This window comes from Aeromonas sp. Prich7-2 (assembly GCF_017939255.1).
In the GTDB taxonomy this organism is placed as follows: Bacteria; Pseudomonadota; Gammaproteobacteria; order Enterobacterales; family Aeromonadaceae; genus Aeromonas; species Aeromonas caviae.
Map to the genome: position 1 here is coordinate 91,236 of NZ_JAGKRI010000005.1, position 19,053 is coordinate 110,288.

Sequence of the window (19,053 nt, forward strand, 5' to 3'; positions counted from 1 at the left end):
CATTTTCCTCCGTTTGACCTTATTCAGACTGCTCTTCTCCGAACCAACAGATATTGCGAGCAGCCATAATGAGCTCACCAGCCTTCTCGGCGGTCAACTCTTCGATGTCGGCAAGGTCATCGATACCTTGCTCTGCCAAATCTTCCAGGGTGCCGACACCGCGAGCGGCCAGGGCATAGGCCATTTCACGGCCGAGGCCGGAGAGATTGAGCAGTTCTTCGGAAGGCTCGACGCCTTCAAAGGATTCTTCTTTGGCCAGGGCCTTGGTGGTCAGGGCATCCTTGGCACGCTTGCGCAGCTCTTCGACCATGTCTTCATCCAGACCGTCGATGGCCAGCAGCTCGTTGACCGGGACGAAGGCAATCTCTTCCAGGGTGGAGAAGCCCTCTTCCATCAGCAGGCCGGCGAAATCGTCGTCGATATCGAGGGTGCTGGTGAACAGCGTCAGGATGCGGTCGTTCTCGGCCTGGTGCTTGGCACGCATGTCCTCGACGGTCATCACGTTCAGTTCCCAACCGGTCAGCTGGGAGGCCAGACGCACGTTCTGACCGTTGCGGCCGATGGCCTGGGCCAGGTTGGCGGCTTCCACGGCGATGTCCATGGTGTGGTTGTCTTCATCGACGATGATGGAGGCCACATCGGCTGGCGCCATGGCGTTGATCACGTATTGGGCCGGGTTGTCATCGTACAGCACGATGTCAGCACGCTCACCGCTCAGCTCGGCGGAGACGGCCTGAACGCGGGCACCACGCATGCCGATACAGGCACCGATCGGGTCGATACGACGATCGTTGGTCTTGACCGCGATCTTGGCGCGGGAACCCGGATCACGGGCGGCGCCCATGATTTCGATCATCTCTTCGCCGATTTCCGGCACTTCGATGCGGAACAGCTCTTTCAGGAAGTCCGGGCTGGAGCGGCTGACGAACAGCTGGGAACCACGGGCTTCCGGACGCACGGCGTAGAGCAGGCCACGGATACGGTCGCCGGGACGGAAGGTCTCACGGGGCAGCATGTCGTCACGGAAGATCACGGCTTCGGCATTGCTGCCCAGATCCAGGATCACGTTGTCGCGGTTGCTCTTCTTGACCACGCCGCTGATGATGGTGCCTTCCTTGTCCTTGAACTGGTCAACGACCTGGGAACGCTCAGCCTCGCGCACTTTCTGCACGATGACCTGCTTGGCGGTCTGGGTGGTGATACGGTCGAAGGTCACAGAGTCAATCTGGTCTTCAACATAGTCGCCGATCTGGATATCCGGCTGCTCGATCTGAGCGGCTTCGAGGGTGATTTCCCCGTACGGGTTCTCCATGGAAGCCTGATCGGCCACCACGACCCAACGGCGATAGGTGTCGTAGTCACCGGTCTTGCGATCGATCTCGACACGCACTTCAATCTCGCCTTCGTATTTTTTCTTGGTCGCAGTCGCCAGCGCAGTCTCCAGAGCCTGGAAAATCTTCTCGCGGGGGACAGCCTTCTCGTTGGACACAGCGTCAACGACCAGCAAAATCTCTTTATTCATATCCGATAGCCTCGTTAACCAAAGTTCGGCACTATGTTCGCTTTTTGGATATTGGTGAAAGCCAACACCTCGTCCTTACCATCTACCGTCAGAGTGATCATGTCCCCCTGCACGGCTTTGATTACGCCTTTGAACTTGCGGCGGTTGTTTGTTGCCATCCGAAGCGTTACCGCCGCCTCCTGGCCAACGTATTTTTCGAACTGGGCGACCTTGAACAGTGGACGATCCAGACCCGGGGAAGACACCTCAAGGTAGTACTCCTCGGAGATGGGATCTTCGACATCCATGATGGCGCCGACCTGGCGGCTCACCTCGGCACAGTCTTCCACCGTCACGCCTTGCTCCGAGTCGATGAAAACGCGCAGGGTCGAGTGCTTACCCGCACGGATAAACTCGATACCCCACAGTTCAAAACCCAAGGCAACGACCGGAGCCTCGAGCAGATCGGTCAAACGTTGTTCCAACGTAGCCAAAGTCACCCTCCGAAAAACGAAAAAAGGGCATATAGCCCAGATAGAAATAGATTCAGAGTAAATTGCACATAACAAAAAGCCCCGATGTCAAATCGGGGCTTGGCGCTTTACCCTGATTGTCGCCTCGCAGCGACCGCCTTCCTGAGCGTAGGAAATGCGTGAAATTTGGTTGCGGGGGCCGGATTTGAACCGACGACCTTCGGGTTATGAGCCCGACGAGCTACCATGCTGCTCCACCCCGCGTCCGAAATCGTGCGAGATTATAGCCACTTCACTCTCGTGAGACAAGACTCAGTGGCTATAACATCCCGGTTACCCGGGTTCACTGCTTAATTGGTGCCGTGGGCGGGACTCGAACCCGCACACCCTAGAGCACTACCCCCTCAAGATAGCGTGTCTACCAATTCCACCACCACGGCAAAACTCTTATTCGGGAACGTCAGTATCTTTCTTCACTGGCGCTTTGCTCTGCTCAACTTGTTGAGTCTGTTGCAGATTTTCCCATTCACTACCCTGTTTGACCTTGTTGCTGGACATGGAACCCAGAACCAGACTAATCAAGAAAAACAGAGTAGCCAAAATCGCTGTTGTGCGGGTCAGGAAACTGCCTGAACCACCGGAGCCGAACACAGTATTCGATGCCCCTGCGCCGAAGGAGGCGCCCATATCAGCCCCTTTACCTTGCTGAATCATCACCAGACCAATCAGAGCCAGCGATACCAGCAGATAAACGACCAAAAGAATCTCGTACATTTAACTTGCACCCTTTGCCGCTTCAACTATTCCTAAAAACGCCTCGCCATCAAGACTTGCCCTGCCTATCAGACCGCCATCAATATCGGACTGCGCAAACAAATCTTGTGCATTGGCCGGTGTCACGCTCCCACCATAGATGATTCTGACTTTCTCACCTATTACCGGAGTATCCTCCGCCAAGCGACTGCGAATAAAGGAATGAACCTCTTGTGCCTGCTCGGGTGTGGCGCATTTACCTGTACCTACAGCCCAGATTGGCTCGTAGGCGATGATAGCATTATCGAAAGCCATCGCGCCATTTTTCTCTATGACGATGTCCAGTTCCTCGGCAATCACCTCAAAGGTTCTTCTTGCCTGCCTCGCCGCGCCTGACTCACCAAGACAAAGTATGGGTATCAGACCTGCTGCTCTGACTGCCGCAAACTTCTCTGCGACTATAAAACTGGTCTCACCAAAGAGACGCCTGCGCTCGGAGTGGCCAACAAGTACATATCGGCAACCTGCCTCGACTAGCATCTCACACGAGATTTCACCCGTATAAGCGCCTTGTCTGTGCTGGCTCACGTTCTGAGCCCCCAGCTTCACTCTTCCCTGCTCACCGAGCAGTTCGGCCGTGAAACCGAGATGCACATGGGATGGACACAAGACCACATCTACGTCTTCATCAATGCGCTCTGCGCACTGACTCGTAAACTGCTCTAACTGCGACCTACTACCGTGTAACTTCCAGTTGGCTGCTACAAACGGCTTGCGATGTCCCATCGGCAACTCCCTTGCGAAAGCGGGGCTGATAATATCCAGAGGATGCTCAGCTGACAAGTGCTATTTTCAAATTTTCGAATCGTTTGAACAAGATACAACCAAGGCGACTAAAAAGCCGCCTTGTTTGTTCATTAAAACGCCGATTCGACCTGTTTGGCGATGCGCTCTGCCATATCGCGCACCTGCTGTTCGTGTTCACCTTCGACCATGACCCGGATCAGGGGCTCGGTGCCAGATTTGCGCAGCAGCACCCGGCCACGGCCGGCCAGTTCCTGCTCCACTGCCGCCACTTCCTGCTGAACGACACTGGAGGTCAGCGGATCCTTGCCTTCGGCGAAGCGCACATTGACCAGCACTTGCGGGAACTTGCTCATGCCCGAACGCAATTTGGCCAGCGGCATCTCGGCACTGCGCATGGCCGTCAGCACCTGCAGGGCGGCGACGATACCATCCCCCGTGGTGGTCTGATCCAGGCAGATGATGTGACCGGAGTTTTCGCCCCCGATGCGCCAGCCCTTCTCGTTCATCATCTCAAGCACGTAGCGGTCACCCACCTTGGCACGGGCAAAGGGGATGCCCAGGGTCTGAAGCGCCAGCTCCAGCCCCATGTTGGCCATCAGGGTGCCCACCACACCGCCCTTGAGGCGGCCATGGCGCAGGGCATCCCGGGCGATGATGTAGAGGATCTCATCCCCGTCGATGATGTAACCAGTGCTGTCCACCATCACCAGACGGTCGCCGTCACCGTCGAAGGCGACGCCGAGATCTGCCTTGCATTCCTGAACCTTGGCGGCCAGCGCCTCCGGTGCGGTGGAACCGACACCGTCATTGATGTTGAGCCCATCCGGGCTGCAGCCGATGGCGATGACTTCGGCACCCAGCTCGCGGAAGACGGAAGGGGCGATGTGGTAGGTGGCACCATGACCGCAATCCACCACCATTTTCAGCCCTTCCAGGCTCAGATTGGAGGGGAAGGTGCTCTTGCAGAATTCGATGTAGCGACCAGCCGCATCATCGATGCGCTGCGCCTTGCCAAGCTCCGCGGACTCCACGCACTTGAGTTCGTTGTCGAGCTCGGCTTCGATGGCCAGCTCGACATCATCGGGCAGCTTGGTGCCGTCGGCGGAGAAGAACTTGATGCCGTTGTCGTAATAGGGGTTGTGGGATGCACTGATGACGATGCCGGCTTCGGCACGGAAGGTGCGAGTCAGGTAGGCAACCGCCGGGGTGGGCATGGGTCCCATCAGTATGGCTTTGAGACCGGCGGCGGAGAGCCCCGCCTCCAGTGCCGACTCCAGCATATAACCGGAGATACGGGTATCCTTGCCGATCAGCACCTTCTTGGTCCCTTTCTTGGAGAGCACCTTGCCGGCGGCCCAGCCCAGTTTCATGACGAAATCCGGGGTGATCGGGTATTCACCCACCTTGCCGCGCACGCCGTCGGTGCCGAAGTACTTTCTGGTCATTGTCTGTTTCTCGTTTTTCTATTTGGATATGAAATCTTGTCCCGTCATGGTCATCCAGCCTGTACGCAAGACATCCATGGTGGCCCGCACGTCGTGCACCCGGATGATCCTGGCGCCATGTTGCAACCCGATCAGGGCACAGGCCAGACTACCAGCCAACCGCTCGGCTACCGGGCGGTCAAGCAGGTTGCCTATCATAGACTTTCGTGACATGCCCACCAAGAGCGGAAGTTGGTAATCGAGCAGTGACGCCTGCTGTGCCAGCAGCTGATAGTTGTGCGCCAGCGTCTTGCCAAAGCCATAGCCTGGATCCAGTACCAGATGCTCACGCGGGATACCGGCCCCCAGACAAGCGGCAATCCGCTCGTCAAAGAAGGCTCTCACCTCCCCCAGCAAATCGTCATAGTGCGGCTCCACCTGCATGGTACGGGGCTGCCCCTGCATGTGCATGAGGCATACCGGTACGCCAGCCTCGGCCGCCGCGCCCAGCGCTCCCGGCTCTTGCAGGGCGCGGACATCATTGATGAGGTGACCACCTGCAGCACAACCCTCCCGCATGACAATCGCCTTGGAGGTATCGAGGGAGATCATCACATCCAGCTCGGCGACCATGCGCTCCACCACGGGGATGACCCTGTCCAGCTCCTCCTGCTCGCTCACGTCGGGGGCGCCCGGGCGGGTCGACTCGCCACCTATATCGATAAGGGTGGCCCCATCGGCCACCATGTCGCGGGCATGACCCAACGCCAGATCGATCTGCTTGAAGCGGCCACCATCTGAAAAGGAGTCCGGCGTCACATTGAGAATGCCCATGACATGGGGACGGTCGAGAGAAAGGGGACGTCCCTTGCTGATTAACTGCATTGCTTCAACTACCTCCAACAAGAGCTGCAAACTCTTCGTGCAAAGAAAAACCCCGGGCAAGCCCGGGGTTTGTATCATGGCAACTTATTTGGCCGGGACATCGTTCGCCTTGTCGATGTCACTCAGAGGTGCACTGCCCTCTTCAGCCGGCGCCGTGGCCTCCGGCCCGTTGTTCACGCTGGCACCACCTTGCGGGGTGTCACCGTGCTCATCATGCCAGTTGCTGGGAGCACGGACCTCGCGACGCGCCATCAGATCATCGATCTGCTTGGCATCGATGGTCTCGTACTTCATCAATGCATCTTTCATGGTGTGCAGCACATCCATGTTGTCCAGCAGGATCTGCTTGGCACGATCATAGTTGCGATCGATGACCTGCTTGACCTCTGCATCGATAATGCGGGCGGTATCGTCAGACATGTGCTTGGCCTTGGCCATGCTGCGGCCGAGGAATACTTCACCATCCTCTTCTGCGTAGAGCATGGGGCCGAGACGCTCGGACATGCCCCACTGGGTGACCATCTTGCGGGCGATGTCGGTCGCACGTTCGATGTCGTTGGATGCACCGGTCGATACCTTCTCGGCACCGTAGATCAACTCTTCCGCCAGACGACCGCCATACAGGCTGGAGATCATGGACTCAAGATGCTGCTTGGAGTGGCTCCAGCGGTCCTGCTCCGGCAGGTACATGGTAACACCCAGCGCACGGCCGCGCGGAATGATGGAGACCTTGTAGACAGGGTCATGATCCGGCACCACGCGACCAATGATGGCGTGACCCGCTTCGTGATAGGCCGTCATCTCCTTCTCGGACTCTTTCATCACCATGGAGCGACGTTCCGCCCCCATCATGATCTTGTCCTTCGCCTTTTCGAACTCCAGCATGGAGACCACTCGGCGGCTCTCGCGAGCAGAGAAGAGGGCAGCCTCGTTCACCAGGTTGGCCAGATCAGCACCGGAGAAACCAGGGGTACCACGGGCAATCAGCGCCGGATTGACATCATCCGCCAACGGTACCTTGCGCATATGCACTTTCAAGATCTGCTCACGACCGCGAACATCCGGCAAGCCGACCACGACCTGGCGGTCGAAACGACCCGGACGCAGCAGCGCAGGATCCAGTACGTCGGGACGGTTGGTGGCGGCGATGACGATGATGCCCTCATTGCCTTCAAAACCATCCATTTCAACCAGCATCTGGTTCAGGGTCTGCTCACGTTCATCGTGACCACCTCCCAGACCGGCGCCACGCTGGCGACCGACCGCATCGATCTCATCAATGAAGATGATGCAGGGGGAGGATTTCTTGGCCTGTTCGAACATGTCACGCACACGGGAGGCACCGACACCCACGAACATTTCCACGAAGTCCGAACCTGAAATGGTGAAGAACGGCACCTTGGCCTCGCCTGCAATGGCTTTGGCCAGCAGGGTCTTACCGGTACCGGGAGGACCTACCAACAGGACGCCGGTCGGGATCTTGCCACCCAGCTTCTGGAATTTGGTCGGGTCACGCAGATAGTCGACCAGCTCCTTGACCTCTTCCTTTGCCTCGTCACAACCAGCTACGTCGGCGAAGGTAGTCTTGATCTGATCTTCGCTCATCAGGCGAGCCTTGCTCTTGCCGAACGACATGGCACCCTTGCCGCCGCCGCCCTGCATCTGACGCATGAAGAAGACCCAGACACCGATCAGCAACAGCATCGGGAACCAGGAGATGAAGATGGACGTGATCAGAGATGGTTCTTCCGGCTTCTCACCCATCACTTTGACGTTATGGTTGAGCATGTCGTTGAGCAGTTGGGGATCCGGCGCAGGAATGATGGTGGTGAAACGTTCACCGGTGCGCTTGACGCCATTGATGACCTTGCCATCCATCCGCACTTCACGGATCTGCTCCTGGGTCACTTCTTTCACGAAGCTGGAATAGTCCAGCTGGCGACTGGTGGTATCGCTGGGGCTGAAGCTATTGAACACCGACATCAGCACGACGGCGATGACCAGCCACAGGATTAGGTTTTTCGCCATGTCACTCAAATCAATGACCTCGCAGACTGACAGTTAACGATGAGGGTTAGGGTACTACAGTTTAAAACCGGTAGCCACAATGTAGACTTCTCGTGAACGAGCACGGGACGAGTCTGGTTTTCGAATCTTGACGACAGAGAAAAGTCTACGTATTTCATTGAGATAGGCATCAAACCCTTCCCCCTGGAACACCTTGACTACAAAACTGCCATTACTGCTCAGGACCTGATTGCACATGTCCAGCGCCAGTTCCACCAGGTACATGGCACGGGCTTGATCCACCTGCTGGGTACCGCTCATGTTGGGCGCCATGTCGGACATGACGACATCCACCTTGTCGGGGCCGACTCGCTCCAGCAAGGCGCCGAGTACAGTTTCCTCCCGAAAGTCCCCTTGCAGGAAATCGACACCGGCAATGGAATCCATCGGCAAAATATCACACGCAATGACGCGCCCCTTGTCACCAACCTGGTCGATGGCAAATTGGGACCAGCCACCGGGAGCAGCCCCCAGGTCCACTACCGTCATCCCCGGCTTGAGCAGCCGGTCTTTGCCCTGGATCTCATCGATCTTGAAAACGGCGCGAGAGCGCAGTCCCAACTTCTGGGCTTTCTTGACGTATTGGTCGTCGAAATGTTCTTTTAACCAGCGGGTTGAACTGGGGGAACGTTTTTTCTGGGTCATGATTGTCGACTTTAAAAAACCACAAGGGTTATTAGTATTAAGGGCTAAGTGGGGGTAGAATACGCCCCTTTCAACCCTGACTTATGAAGAAATTGCCATGATTCTCAACAATAAACAGAAACAGTACCTCAAGGGCCTGGCCCACAGTCTGAAGCCGGTCGTCCTGCTGGGACAACACGGTCTGACCGAAGGGGTGCTGGCCGAGATCGATCTGGCCCTGAACCACCACGAGCTGATCAAGGTTAAGGTTGCGTCTGAAGATCGTGAGATGAAACAGCTGGTGATGGATGCCATCGTTCGCGAGACCGGCGCCATCAAGGTACAGAGCATGGGCCATGTACTGACCATCTACCGTCAGGCCAAAGAGCCCAAGATCCAGTTGCCGCGCAAGTAACAGGAAAGAGCATTCGCTCTTTCCTTCATTTCCCTTCTTCCCAAGTCGCTTGCCAAAATAGTTGCCAGGCCCTTAACCTGCGATGAATAGCCGTGGACACCCACTATGGACAAGCATCAGCTCCTCACCGATGAAGAACTGGCCATGCTGCGGGACCTGGGAAACGATGAAGACATTGCCACCAGCCAATACCTGCGCGGCACCCTGCCCCTTCCTCTCCAAAGCCTGTTGCAGCGAGCCAAGCCTCTGACACTCGAAGCCCGCATCGCCGGCTACCAATTGCGTTTCCCGCTCCACTGCACCCAGGCAGAGGAGGGCCACGCCGAGCTGCGCATCGCCGCGCCGACCATTACCGAGCTGGGTTCGCCCCATCTGCGCGCCTGGCGACTCGACGAAAAGGCCGTGCTCTGCACCGAAGACGCGGAGTACGAGGTATACAGCCTCTCCCTTGGAGGTCTCATCGTGGCCGGCTTGCCGGACGCCTTTGCCAAGGGAGATCCACTTGGCGGATACCTTCGCATCGAGGATCTCCCTCCCTTGGCCATGACAGGCACCCTCGTCAGGCACGTGGATGCCAATCAACATCACCATGACTGGGCCGTCCAGTTCCGGCTGGGCAAGGAGGATCAGGAACAATTGCGGGACTGGCTCTTCCAGCGCCACCAGGACGCCTTCGTCCAGGCCTATCAGGGTGACTAAAGACAACAGGGGAGCCCGGCTCCCCTGTCTCTTTCCCCGACGTTCAATCAGAGATAGGCAACTTCCAGGATCTCGTACTCCACATCGCCACCCGGCGTCTTGACGATGGCAACGTCATCCACTTCCTTGCCGATCAGGGCACGGGCAATGGGGGAGTTCACAGAGATCATGTTCTGCTTGATGTCCGCCTCGTCGTCTCCCACGATGCGGTAGACCACTTCCTCTTCCGTTTCACTTTTGAGCAGGGTCACGGTTGCGCCGAAGATGACGCGGCCATTGTTGGCAATCTTGGTGACATCGATAATCTGGGCATTGGAGAGCTTGCCTTCAATTTCCTGAATGCGGCCTTCACAGAAACCCTGCTGCTCGCGGGCGGCATGGTATTCGGCATTTTCTTTCAGATCGCCATGTTCACGGGCATCAGCAATCGCTTCGATAATCTGGGGACGCAGCTCGGTCTTGAGATAATCGAGCTCTTGACGCAGCTTTTCAGCGCCGCGAACAGTCATCGGAGTATGATTCATAGTCGAAACCTGGGTTGCTTTATAAAGAGAAGCTGCGGCAATCAAAAGAGAGCCGCAGCTGTCGGTTCGGATGGGGCATCTTAATATGAAGCCGCCACAAAATCCATGTCAGCCCCTGCGAGCGGGATCCCGCTTTGGGCCAGCGTTACTTGGATTCCGAGACGCCAAGCGGAGCCGACACCGTCGGTTTGCCCTGCATGATGGCGATCTCGACACGTCGATTCATGCGCCGATTCTCCGGGCTGTTGTTGGGCACCAGCGGCTGGGAATCCGCCATCCCTTGCACCACCAGACGATTGCCGTCAAAACCGGGCACCTTGATCATCTGGTGGGCAACCGCCACCGCCCGCTGGGACGAAAGCTCCCAGTTGGACTGGAACAACTCGTCCTCGGTGGCCACATTGTCGGTGTGGCCGGAGACGGTGATCTCCCCCGGCACATCCTTGAGCAGCGCAGCCACCTTGCGGATCACCGGCCAGAACTGGGGTTGCAGGAAGGCGGATCCCGCCGGGAACGCCGCTTTCTCGCGAATGCGAATGATGATCTGCTGACCCAGCGCCTCTATCTCGATGGCCCCATCCTGGATCTGGGCCTGCATCTGCTCCGCCAGTGCCTTGGCCAGGGTGTTGGACTGTTCCTGCGCCTTCTGGGCCTCCTGGGCGGTATCGCCACCGCTCTGCTGGCCTTCGGTCTTGTCATGTCCACCCGCCTTGTCCGCATCCCCAGGCTGGAAATCCAGCTCGGTCTGGGTCATGTCGATGGTCTGCTGCATGATGGTGTCAATAGGCGTCGGCTCGGGGCGACCAGGACGAAACTCCTGGGCGATGACCGAGGTTCCCTTGGGGATATCCTTGACCTCCAGGATGTTCTGCACCCCGAACGCCTTCTCCATGGAACCGGCGATCTGCTTGAACTTCTGCACATCCATCTCGGCAAAGGAGAGCAAAAGCACGAAGAAGCACATCAGCAGAGACATGAGATCCGCGAAGGTTCCCATGTAACCGGGCAATCCGGGAGGCGGGCACTTGCACTTTGCCATCTGTGCGCTCCTATTCGGTCCCGTTGTTGCGTTTGGACTGATTCAGGTAGTTCTGCAACATGGCCTGGATCACCCTCGGGTTCTGTCCATCCTGGATCCCCATGATGGCGTCGAGGATCAGGGTGCGACTCAACTGTTCCTCGCCACTGCGCAGTTCCAGCTTGTCCGCGATGGGGATGGCAATCATGTTGGCCTCGATTGCGCCATACAGGGTCGTCAGCAAGGCCACCGCCATGGCCGGACCGATGGATTTGGGGTCGCTCATGTTGGCCAGCATGGCCACCAACCCCACCAGGGTACCGATCATGCCCATGGCCGGACCGAGATCCCCCAGGGAGCGGAACACCTTGATGGCCGTGGCGTGACGCTCGGACGTCAGTTCGATGTCCTTCTCCATCACCGCACGCACCACGTCGGCATCATGGCCGTCCACCAGCATGTCGATGCCCTTCTTCATGAAGGTATTGGGGATCTCCGCCGCCTCCAGAGCCAGAAAGCCCCCCTTGCGGGCCGCATCCGCCAGTTCCACCGCCTTGGTGATGAGATCGTCGAGCTTGTCCCCCTTGTACATGAAGGCCTTGCCCGCGACCTTGAAGGCCATCAGAAACTGACCGAGGTTGAACTTCATCATGCAGATGAACACGGACCCCAGTATGGTGATGTAGACCGATGGCATGTCCACATACATGCTCATGGGGCCGCCCAGCAACATGCCGTACACCACGACCCCGAACCCCAGCACTAAGCCTATCAGACTCCCTAAATCCACATCCCTACTCCTGTCGCCGAACGTGCCGTCTAATTATATTGCGTTGAATTTTCTGCTATTGCGCCCCCGGCAGCAAGCCCGGTACACCGCAATCGCCGATCGGCAATGCGTGGTTGCATGCCCGTTCTTATCGGCCATGGTCAGGATAGTTTGAGGACGCCGCGTTTTTCTGCCTCCCCCCTGTGGCCGGTCGATGTTAAGATGAGCCGTTTTTTTCAATCCCCGAGGATGGACATGGCCAGTAAAAAAATCGACCGTCTGAGTTTTGATGCCACCCTGGAAGAGCTGGAAACCATAGTGCATCAACTCGAACAGGGCTCGCTCCCCCTCGAGGAGGCACTCAAACAATTCGAACAGGGCATCCATCTGGTGCGCGCCGGCCAGCAGAAGCTGGAACAGGCCGAGCAGAAGATCCAGATCCTCCTGACCCAGGCCGATGGCAGCGAGCAAGCGGTCCCCTTTCGAGCAGAACAAGGAGAGGAGTGAGTGACCCTGGACGATTTCTCCCGCCTGCATCGGCGCCGCATCGACGACTGCCTCTCGGCACAGCTTGACGCCCTGCCCGCCATGGCGCCACGTCTGCGGGACGCGATGAAATACGGCCTGCTGCTCGGTGGGAAACGGGTGCGCCCCTTCCTGGTCTATGCCGTCGGCGAGATGCTGGGCGTCAAGAGCGAACTGCTGGATGGCCCCGCCGCCGCCGTGGAGTGCATTCACGCATACTCCCTCCTGCACGACGACCTGCCCGCCATGGATGACGACGACCTGCGTCGTGGTCAGCCCACCGTACACAAGGCCTTCGATGAAGGCACAGCCATCCTGGCGGGCGATGCCCTGCAGACCCTGGCGTTTTCCATTCTGGCCGACCACCCCATGCCCGATACATTGATGGCCAACCGGGTGCGGATGCTGAGTGCCCTGGCCCGCGCGTCCGGCTATCTAGGCATGTGCGGCGGTCAGGCACTGGATCTGGACGCCGAAGGGCGCCGGATCAGCCTCGCCGAGCTGGAGCAGGTGCACCGCCACAAGACAGGGGCCCTCATCGAGTGCGCCGTGACCCTCGGCGCCCTGTGCAAGGCTGACGTGGAACCCGCCACCCTCACCGCCCTGCAAACCTATGCCGCCGCCATCGGACTCGCCTTCCAGGTGCAGGACGACATCCTCGACATCACGGGCGATACCGCCACCCTGGGCAAGCCGCAAGGCTCGGATCTGGCGCTGGAAAAGAGTACCTATCCGGCCCTGCTCGGACTCGACAATGCCCGTGAGCTGGCTCGCGAACTGCATGACAAGGCCTTAACAGCCCTGCAATCCTTGCCCTACAATACCGACATTCTGGAAGCGTTTGCCGATTACATCATCGAGCGAACCCACTAAACGCTGGATAACAGTAACAATATGAGCGTTGATATTAGCGATTTCCCCAACCTGGCCCTCGCGGACACGCCGGTCGATTTGCGATCCCTCCCCTTCGAGCGGCTGCCCGTGGTGTGCAACGAGCTGCGCGAGTATCTGCTGCGCTCGGTGAGCCGCTCCAGCGGCCACTTCGCCTCCGGCCTTGGCACCGTCGAGCTGACGGTCGCCCTGCACTATGTCTACAACACCCCCTTCGATCGGCTGGTGTGGGACGTAGGCCACCAGGCCTATCCCCACAAGATCCTGACCGGACGACGGGAGCGCATTCACACCATTCGCCAGAAAGATGGCCTGCACCCCTTCCCCTGGCGGGAAGAGAGCGAGTACGACGTGCTCAGCGTGGGCCACTCCAGTACCTCCATCGGGGCGGCACTCGGCATGGCGGTGGCGGCCGAGAGCGAAGGGCTTGGCCGCAAGGTGGTCGCGGTCATCGGTGATGGCGCCATCACCGCCGGCATGGCCTTCGAGGCCCTCAATCACGCCGGCGACGTCCACAAGGACATGCTGGTGGTGCTCAACGACAACGAGATGTCCATCTCCGAGAACGTGGGGGCCCTGAACAATCACCTCGCCAGGCTGATGTCCGGCAAGCTCTACACCACCATTCGCGAGGGGGGCAAGAAGGTGCTGGCGGGGCTGCCGCCGGTCAAGGAGCTCGCCAAGCGGGCCGAGGAGCACCTCAAGGGCATGGTGGTACCGGGTACCTTGTTCGAGGAGTTCGGCTTCAACTACATCGGCCCCATCGACGGTCACGACATCCATGCCCTGGTCGAAACCCTGCGCAACATGCGCAATCTCAAGGGTCCCCAGCTGCTGCACGTCAAGACCAAGAAGGGCAAGGGCTACGAGCCGGCGGAAAAAGATCCCATCGGCTATCACGCCGTCCCCAAATTCAACCCGGATGACTGTGCCCTGCCCAAGAGTGCCGGTGGCAAACCCACCTTCTCCGCCATCTTCGGTCAGTGGCTGTGCGATATCGCCGCCAAGGACGAGCGCGTGGTCGGCATCACTCCCGCCATGCGCGAAGGCTCCGGTCTGGTGAAATTCAGCCAGCAATATCCGGATCGCTACTTCGACGTGGCCATCGCCGAGCAACATGCGGTCACCTTCGCCGCCGGTCTCGCCATCGCCGACCAGAAACCCGTGGTCGCCATCTATTCGAGCTTCCTGCAACGGGCCTATGACCAGCTGATCCACGACGTGGCGCTGCAGAACCTGCCGGTGCTCTTCGCCATCGACCGGGCCGGTCTGGTGGGGGCCGACGGCCCGACCCATCAGGGGGCGTTCGACATCAGCTTCCTGCGCACCGTGCCCAACATGGTGGTGATGACCCCGTCCGACGAGAACGAGTGCCGCCAGATGCTCTACACCGGCTATCTGTGCAACGGGCCAGTGGCGGTGCGCTACCCCCGTGGCAGCGGCACCGGTATCCAGGCCGAGAGCGAGATGCAGGCCCTGCCCCTCGGCAAGGGACGCGTCGTTCGCGAGGGCAAGGGGACCGCCATCCTGGCGTTCGGCACCCTGCTGCAACAGGCCAGAGCAGCCGCCGAGGCGCTGGATGCCACCCTGGTGGACATGCGCTTCGTCAAACCCATGGACGAGGCGCTGGTGCTCTCTCTGGCCGCCTCCCACGATCAGTTCGTCACCCTCGAGGACAACGCCATCATGGGCGGTGCAGGCTCTGCGGTGAACGAGTTGCTGATGGGCTGCAAGCAGTGCAAACCGGTGCTCAATCTGGGGCTGCCGGATCGCTTCGTGGAGCAAGGCACCCAGGAGGAGATCTATGCCCAGCTGGGGCTGGATGGCGCTGGCATTCAGGCCAGCATCGAGGCCTGGCTGCAAGCCTGACGCAAGTGCTTACTGCAATCACAAACAATAAATAAGGGCGCCTGATGGCGCCCTTTTTTGTTATTCACTGTGCCAGACCAACCCTGCTCACGCCCTGTCGCGAGAAGGCCGTCAACAAGGTTACAAGCCGCTCAGGAACCGAGACATAAGTGAGCACTCCTTGGTTCTACATAAGCGAGCAACACATGAACCTTGATCACGGCCTCGCAGCCAGTTCGTGGAGAGGTTTATCAGCCCTTGTAGATCTTCGGGTTGAACACATCCCGCAGCCAGTCACCCAGCAGGTTGATCACCAGCACCAGCACCACCAGGCAGAGGCCCGGGAAGGCGGTGATCCACCAGGACCCGGAGAAGATGTAGTTGAAGCCCACGCTGATGAGCGACCCCAGGGACGGTTGATCAACCGGCATCCCCAGACCCAGGAAGGAGAGGGCAGCCTCGCTCATGATGGCGTTCGCCACCTGCACGGTAGAGATGACCAGGATGGGCGACAGGCAGTTCGGCAGAATGTGGCGGAACATGATGCGCGGGGCGCGGAACCCCATCACCTGAGCCGCTTCCACATACTCCTTCTTCTTCTCCGCCAGCACGGAGGCGCGCACCGTCCGGGCATACTGGGGCCACTCGGCGATACCGATGATCACCACCAGCATCAGGATGGCGAACTTCGAGTAGAACTCGGAGCCAAAGGTCGCCTGGAAGATGGCGGAGATGATGATCGCCACCATCATGGTGGAGAACGACAGCTGCACGTCGGCAAAGCGCATCAACAGGTTGTCGATGCGACCACCAAAGTAACCGGCCATCAGACCGATGACGATACCGAGCACCAGCTGCAGCCCCACCGCGAACAGACCAATGGTCAGCGAGATGCGGGCACCATAGAGGATGGTGCTCCAGATGTCGCGCCCCTGGTTGTCGGTCCCGAGCCAGAAGCGGGCCTCGCCCCCTTCCAGCCAGGAGGGGGGCAGCTCCGCATCCATCAGATCGAAGCTGGTCTGGTCATAGACGTTGTGCGGTGCGATCCAGGGTGCCAGCAGGGCCGCCAGCACGAAGACCACAAACACCGCAAAGCTGAACATGGCTACCTTGTCCCGCAGGAAGTAGTAGACGATGTCGGAATTTTTGAAGCGTGCCCAACGGCTTGGGCTTGCAGTTACAGCATTAGTCATCTGTTACCCCTTGGCGGTCAGGTTGACGGTCGGGTTGATCAACCCGTAGAGCAGGTCGACCAGGGTATTGGTCACCACGAAAATGAGGCCGACGAAGATGACGTAGGCGGTGATCAGCGGCGTATCGACCCGGTGGATCGCCTCAAGGAAGAGGAAGCCGGTCCCCGGCCACTGGAACACGCTCTCGGTCAGGATGGTGTAGGCCACCATGGTCCCGATCTGCACACCGCCCACCGTGATGACCGGCAGCATGGTGTTCTTCAGGGCGTGCTGGTAGTAGACCTTGTTGTTGTCCAGCCCCTTGGCACGGGCAAACTTGACGTACTCGGAGGAGAGCTGCTCCAGCATCTCCGAGCGCACCAGCCGGATGAACAGCGGCAGCATGATGGAGGAGAGGGAGACCGCAGGCAGCACCAGGTGCAGGATACCGTCCCAGGTAAAGAAGCCCGACTCCCAGCCCAGCAGGTTGTAGGTCTCGCCACGGCCATAGGCCGGCAGCCAGCCCAGCTGGATGGAGAAGAGGTACATCAGCATGATGGCGGTCAGGAAGACCGGGATCGAGATGCCGATGCTGCTCACCGCCATGATGACCTTGGTGAGGATGCTGCGCGGTCTTATCGCCGAATAAACCCCCAGCGGAATGGAGACCACGACGATGATGAGCGCGGCGGCAAACACCAGCTCAAGGGTAGCCACCAGCTTGTCGAGGATAACCTCGAGGGCTGGTCGCTTGAAGAAATAGGAAGTGCCCAGATCCCCGTGTACCGCGTTCTTCAAGAAGCGGCTGTATTTCACGAGGAAGGGATCATTGAGTCCCATCTTGTCGCGCAGCTCCTGGCGCACGGACTCGGAGACGGATTGTCCCACCAGCTCGCGCAGCGGATCCCCCAGGTTGTCCTGGATGGAGAAGGCGACCAGGCTGATGACGAACATCACTATCACGGCCTGATAGAACCGTTTCAGCAGGAATGTAAACATGCTTGTCCTTCTACGTGGCCTGTGTCTTGGCACAGGCTTCTGTTAATGGCGGGGCAACCATGGGTGCCCCGCCGGGTCCTTCCTTAAACGCTTCGCTTACTTGTTGACCACCAGGTCACCCAGATAAGGGAAGTTCATCACGTTGACCACCGGCTTGATGTCGACGTTCTTCTTGGCACCGTAGGCCAGGTCTTCCCAGTGCAGCGGCACATAGGCAGCGTCGTCGATCAGCATGGCTTCCACCTTCTGCAGGATGGCGGCACGCTTGGCAGGATCGGTCTCGGTGTTGGCTTCCATCACCATCTTGTCAGCTTCCGCGTTGGCATAACCGCCGCAGTTGTACTGACCCATGCCGGTCTTGGCATCCTTGGTGAAGGTCAGGAACTCGAAGAAGTTCGCACTGTCTTCGGTGTCGGAGTGCCAGCCGATCAGCTGCATGTCAGCGGCGCACTTGTCAAACTCCGGCCAGTACTGGGCCACCGGCATGGTCTTCAGATCCACCTTGATGTTGATCTTGGACAGCATGGCGGAGACGGCCTGGGCAATCTTGACGTCGTTGACGTAGCGGGCAGCCGGGGAGATGAAGCTCATCTTGAAGCCCTTCTCGTAACCGGCTTCCTTCATCAGCTCCTTGGCCTTGGCCAGATCATACTGGGGCTTGAGCGCCTCGTTGTAGCCTGCGTAGCCTTTCGGGCTCAGCTGGCCGGCCGGGGTACCGAAGCCCTTGTTGATCTTGTCGACGATGCCCACCTGGTTGATGGCGTAGTTGATCGCCTGACGCACGCGCTTGTCTTTCAGCGCCGGGTTGGTGTTCTGGTTCAGCTCGATGATGATGGCACGGGTACCGGACAGGGTGACCAGCTGGGAATCCTTGCCGTTCTTCACGCGCTCCAGATCGTTCGGGGCAACCGGGTAGATCATGTCCACGTCGCCGCCCAGCAGGGCTGCAACACGGGTGGCGTCTTCCTTGATCGGTACCACGGTCAGGTTGTCGACGTTGCCCTTGGAGGCCTTGTCCCAGTAGTTGGCGTTGCGCACGTATTCCAGCTTCACGCCCTGCTCGCGGAACTTGACGCTGAACGGACCGGTACCGGAGACATTGGTGGAGGCGAAGGAGTCACCGTTCTTCACGATCTCGGCCTTGTCCTTGCCCGCCTCGGTCTTGCCGCTATAGAACTTGGAGTCCATCGGGAAGATGTAGGTGACGGTCTGCAGCACCAGCGGGAACGGCTTGGCGGTGACGAGATCCACGGTGAAATCATCCACCTTCTTGGCTTCGGCGATGGGGTCGAAGATCGCCTTGAAGTCCGGGGAGGCCTTCAGACGGTTGACGGTCCATACCACGTCATCGGCGGTGAAGTCGTTGCCGGAGTGGAACTTCACACCCTTGCGCAGGTGGAAACGGACGGTCTTGTCGTCGATGCGCTCATACTTCTCGGCCAGACGCGGCTCGAACTGCAGATCCTGGGTGTAACGCATCAGGGGGTCGAACACCAGGTGAGACATCTCCAGGGTCTGACCGGAGAGCTGCTCCTGCGGGTCCAGAGAGGTGGCGTCGGACGCGACGGCGACCTTGATGTCGGCAGCAGAAACGTTGAACGCGAGACCAGCGGCGAACAGCGCCATGGCGATCTTGGATAATCCTTTCTTCATGTCTTT

19 protein-coding genes and 2 tRNA genes are annotated in these 19,053 nt (G+C 58.9%); 5 read left to right on the forward strand and 16 right to left on the reverse strand.

Annotation, left to right across the window (positions count from 1 at the left end; translation table 11 throughout):
* Nucleotides 1–19 precede the first annotated feature (19 nt).
* The 10 genes from nusA to rlmE all read right to left on the reverse strand — a co-directional run bounded on the left by nusA (nucleotide 20) and on the right by rlmE (nucleotide 8,555).
* Nucleotides 20–1,522 carry a transcription termination factor NusA gene (nusA, locus tag J9892_RS01495; RefSeq protein WP_039040286.1) on the reverse strand — a complete coding sequence of 501 codons (1,503 nt, stop codon included), beginning with the start codon at nucleotides 1,520–1,522 and terminating at the stop codon, nucleotides 20–22.
* A 14-nt stretch (nucleotides 1,523–1,536) separates the two neighbouring features.
* Nucleotides 1,537–1,995, reverse strand: coding sequence for a ribosome maturation factor RimP (gene rimP, locus J9892_RS01500; protein ID WP_182954849.1), 459 nt, complete (start codon nucleotides 1,993–1,995; stop codon nucleotides 1,537–1,539).
* A gap of 166 nt (nucleotides 1,996–2,161) precedes the next feature.
* Nucleotides 2,162–2,238 (reverse strand) — tRNA-Met (locus J9892_RS01505).
* Between the two features lie 91 nt (nucleotides 2,239–2,329).
* Nucleotides 2,330–2,414 (reverse strand) — tRNA-Leu (locus J9892_RS01510).
* A 7-nt stretch (nucleotides 2,415–2,421) separates the two neighbouring features.
* Nucleotides 2,422–2,748 (reverse strand): preprotein translocase subunit SecG, encoded by a 327-nt coding sequence (secG, locus tag J9892_RS01515; RefSeq protein WP_010633113.1) that lies wholly within the window; start codon nucleotides 2,746–2,748, stop codon nucleotides 2,422–2,424.
* Nucleotides 2,749–3,513: a triose-phosphate isomerase gene (gene tpiA, locus J9892_RS01520; RefSeq protein WP_010675371.1), complete on the reverse strand. Its 765-nt coding sequence runs from the start codon at nucleotides 3,511–3,513 to the stop codon at nucleotides 2,749–2,751. It lies immediately after the preceding gene.
* 131 nt (nucleotides 3,514–3,644) lie between these two features.
* Complete coding sequence (glmM, locus tag J9892_RS01525; RefSeq protein ID WP_010675372.1) at nucleotides 3,645–4,979, reverse strand: phosphoglucosamine mutase; 1,335 nt, start codon at nucleotides 4,977–4,979, stop codon at nucleotides 3,645–3,647.
* An 18-nt stretch (nucleotides 4,980–4,997) separates the two neighbouring features.
* Nucleotides 4,998–5,843 (reverse strand): dihydropteroate synthase, encoded by an 846-nt coding sequence (gene folP / locus J9892_RS01530; RefSeq protein WP_029314768.1) that lies wholly within the window; start codon nucleotides 5,841–5,843, stop codon nucleotides 4,998–5,000.
* A gap of 84 nt (nucleotides 5,844–5,927) precedes the next feature.
* Nucleotides 5,928–7,880: an ATP-dependent zinc metalloprotease FtsH gene (ftsH, locus tag J9892_RS01535; RefSeq protein ID WP_010675374.1), complete on the reverse strand. Its 1,953-nt coding sequence runs from the start codon at nucleotides 7,878–7,880 to the stop codon at nucleotides 5,928–5,930.
* Between the two features lie 45 nt (nucleotides 7,881–7,925).
* Nucleotides 7,926–8,555, reverse strand: coding sequence for a 23S rRNA (uridine(2552)-2'-O)-methyltransferase RlmE (gene rlmE / locus J9892_RS01540; protein ID WP_010675375.1), 630 nt, complete (start codon nucleotides 8,553–8,555; stop codon nucleotides 7,926–7,928).
* Nucleotides 8,556–8,652: 97 nt separating this feature from the next.
* Between rlmE and yhbY the strand changes: the two genes are divergently transcribed.
* Both yhbY and J9892_RS01550 read left to right on the forward strand, forming a co-directional pair.
* Nucleotides 8,653–8,949, forward strand: coding sequence for a ribosome assembly RNA-binding protein YhbY (yhbY, locus tag J9892_RS01545; RefSeq protein WP_010675376.1), 297 nt, complete (start codon nucleotides 8,653–8,655; stop codon nucleotides 8,947–8,949).
* Nucleotides 8,950–9,054: 105 nt separating this feature from the next.
* Complete coding sequence (locus J9892_RS01550) at nucleotides 9,055–9,648, forward strand: PilZ domain-containing protein (protein ID WP_161469850.1); 594 nt, start codon at nucleotides 9,055–9,057, stop codon at nucleotides 9,646–9,648.
* 47 nt (nucleotides 9,649–9,695) lie between these two features.
* On the opposite strand, the gene greA is transcribed toward J9892_RS01550, so the two are convergent.
* The 3 genes from greA to pomA all read right to left on the reverse strand — a co-directional run bounded on the left by greA (nucleotide 9,696) and on the right by pomA (nucleotide 11,980).
* The gene (greA, locus tag J9892_RS01555; protein WP_010675378.1) at nucleotides 9,696–10,172 is read right to left on the reverse strand and encodes a transcription elongation factor GreA; all 477 of its coding nucleotides are present in this window, start codon (nucleotides 10,170–10,172) and stop codon (nucleotides 9,696–9,698) included.
* Between the two features lie 145 nt (nucleotides 10,173–10,317).
* The gene (locus J9892_RS01560; protein ID WP_042878323.1) at nucleotides 10,318–11,211 is read right to left on the reverse strand and encodes a flagellar motor protein MotB; all 894 of its coding nucleotides are present in this window, start codon (nucleotides 11,209–11,211) and stop codon (nucleotides 10,318–10,320) included.
* Between the two features lie 10 nt (nucleotides 11,212–11,221).
* On the reverse strand, nucleotides 11,222–11,980 hold the full coding sequence (gene pomA / locus J9892_RS01565; RefSeq protein WP_029314770.1) for a flagellar motor protein PomA: 759 nt from the start codon (nucleotides 11,978–11,980) through the stop codon (nucleotides 11,222–11,224).
* Nucleotides 11,981–12,214: 234 nt separating this feature from the next.
* Here pomA and xseB point away from each other — a divergent pair, with 234 nt between their 5' ends.
* The 3 genes from xseB to dxs are packed head-to-tail and all read left to right on the forward strand — an operon-like array spanning nucleotide 12,215 to nucleotide 15,244.
* Entirely contained in the window at nucleotides 12,215–12,466 is a 252-nt protein-coding gene (gene xseB / locus J9892_RS01570) for an exodeoxyribonuclease VII small subunit (RefSeq protein ID WP_010675381.1), read from the forward strand.
* On the forward strand, nucleotides 12,467–13,357 hold the full coding sequence (gene ispA, locus J9892_RS01575) for a (2E,6E)-farnesyl diphosphate synthase (protein WP_041215676.1): 891 nt from the start codon (nucleotides 12,467–12,469) through the stop codon (nucleotides 13,355–13,357).
* A 21-nt stretch (nucleotides 13,358–13,378) separates the two neighbouring features.
* Nucleotides 13,379–15,244: a 1-deoxy-D-xylulose-5-phosphate synthase gene (dxs, locus tag J9892_RS01580; RefSeq protein WP_161469849.1), complete on the forward strand. Its 1,866-nt coding sequence runs from the start codon at nucleotides 13,379–13,381 to the stop codon at nucleotides 15,242–15,244.
* Between the two features lie 230 nt (nucleotides 15,245–15,474).
* Here the strand turns inward: dxs and J9892_RS01585 are convergent, their stop codons facing one another.
* From J9892_RS01585 to J9892_RS01595, 3 genes are all read right to left on the reverse strand, one after another.
* Nucleotides 15,475–16,416: an ABC transporter permease gene (locus tag J9892_RS01585; protein ID WP_029314771.1), complete on the reverse strand. Its 942-nt coding sequence runs from the start codon at nucleotides 16,414–16,416 to the stop codon at nucleotides 15,475–15,477.
* Between the two features lie 3 nt (nucleotides 16,417–16,419).
* Nucleotides 16,420–17,394 carry an ABC transporter permease gene (locus J9892_RS01590; RefSeq protein WP_039040297.1) on the reverse strand — a complete coding sequence of 325 codons (975 nt, stop codon included), beginning with the start codon at nucleotides 17,392–17,394 and terminating at the stop codon, nucleotides 16,420–16,422.
* Between the two features lie 96 nt (nucleotides 17,395–17,490).
* Nucleotides 17,491–19,047 (reverse strand): ABC transporter substrate-binding protein, encoded by a 1,557-nt coding sequence (locus J9892_RS01595; RefSeq protein WP_161469848.1) that lies wholly within the window; start codon nucleotides 19,045–19,047, stop codon nucleotides 17,491–17,493.
* Nucleotides 19,048–19,053: the final 6 nt, after the last annotated feature.

What these genes read in the sequence shown, in the direction of transcription:
- nusA (WP_039040286.1), bottom strand. Translation starts at nt 1,522, where the DNA reads ATGAATAAAGAGATTTTGCTGGTCGTTGACGCTGTGTCCAACGAGAAG.
- secG (WP_010633113.1), bottom strand. Translation starts at nt 2,748, where the DNA reads ATGTACGAGATTCTTTTGGTCGTTTATCTGCTGGTATCGCTGGCTCTG.
- tpiA (WP_010675371.1), bottom strand. Translation starts at nt 3,513, where the DNA reads ATGGGACATCGCAAGCCGTTTGTAGCAGCCAACTGGAAGTTACACGGT.
- glmM (WP_010675372.1), bottom strand. Translation starts at nt 4,979, where the DNA reads ATGACCAGAAAGTACTTCGGCACCGACGGCGTGCGCGGCAAGGTGGGT.
- folP (WP_029314768.1), bottom strand. Translation starts at nt 5,843, where the DNA reads ATGCAGTTAATCAGCAAGGGACGTCCCCTTTCTCTCGACCGTCCCCAT.
- rlmE (WP_010675375.1), bottom strand. Translation starts at nt 8,555, where the DNA reads ATGACCCAGAAAAAACGTTCCCCCAGTTCAACCCGCTGGTTAAAAGAA.
- yhbY (WP_010675376.1), top strand. Translation starts at nt 8,653, where the DNA reads ATGATTCTCAACAATAAACAGAAACAGTACCTCAAGGGCCTGGCCCAC.
- J9892_RS01550 (WP_161469850.1), top strand. Translation starts at nt 9,055, where the DNA reads ATGGACAAGCATCAGCTCCTCACCGATGAAGAACTGGCCATGCTGCGG.
- greA (WP_010675378.1), bottom strand. Translation starts at nt 10,172, where the DNA reads ATGAATCATACTCCGATGACTGTTCGCGGCGCTGAAAAGCTGCGTCAA.
- J9892_RS01560 (WP_042878323.1), bottom strand. Translation starts at nt 11,211, where the DNA reads ATGGCAAAGTGCAAGTGCCCGCCTCCCGGATTGCCCGGTTACATGGGA.
- xseB (WP_010675381.1), top strand. Translation starts at nt 12,215, where the DNA reads ATGGCCAGTAAAAAAATCGACCGTCTGAGTTTTGATGCCACCCTGGAA.
- dxs (WP_161469849.1), top strand. Translation starts at nt 13,379, where the DNA reads ATGAGCGTTGATATTAGCGATTTCCCCAACCTGGCCCTCGCGGACACG.
- J9892_RS01585 (WP_029314771.1), bottom strand. Translation starts at nt 16,416, where the DNA reads ATGACTAATGCTGTAACTGCAAGCCCAAGCCGTTGGGCACGCTTCAAA.
- J9892_RS01590 (WP_039040297.1), bottom strand. Translation starts at nt 17,394, where the DNA reads ATGTTTACATTCCTGCTGAAACGGTTCTATCAGGCCGTGATAGTGATG.
- J9892_RS01595 (WP_161469848.1), bottom strand. Translation starts at nt 19,047, where the DNA reads ATGAAGAAAGGATTATCCAAGATCGCCATGGCGCTGTTCGCCGCTGGT.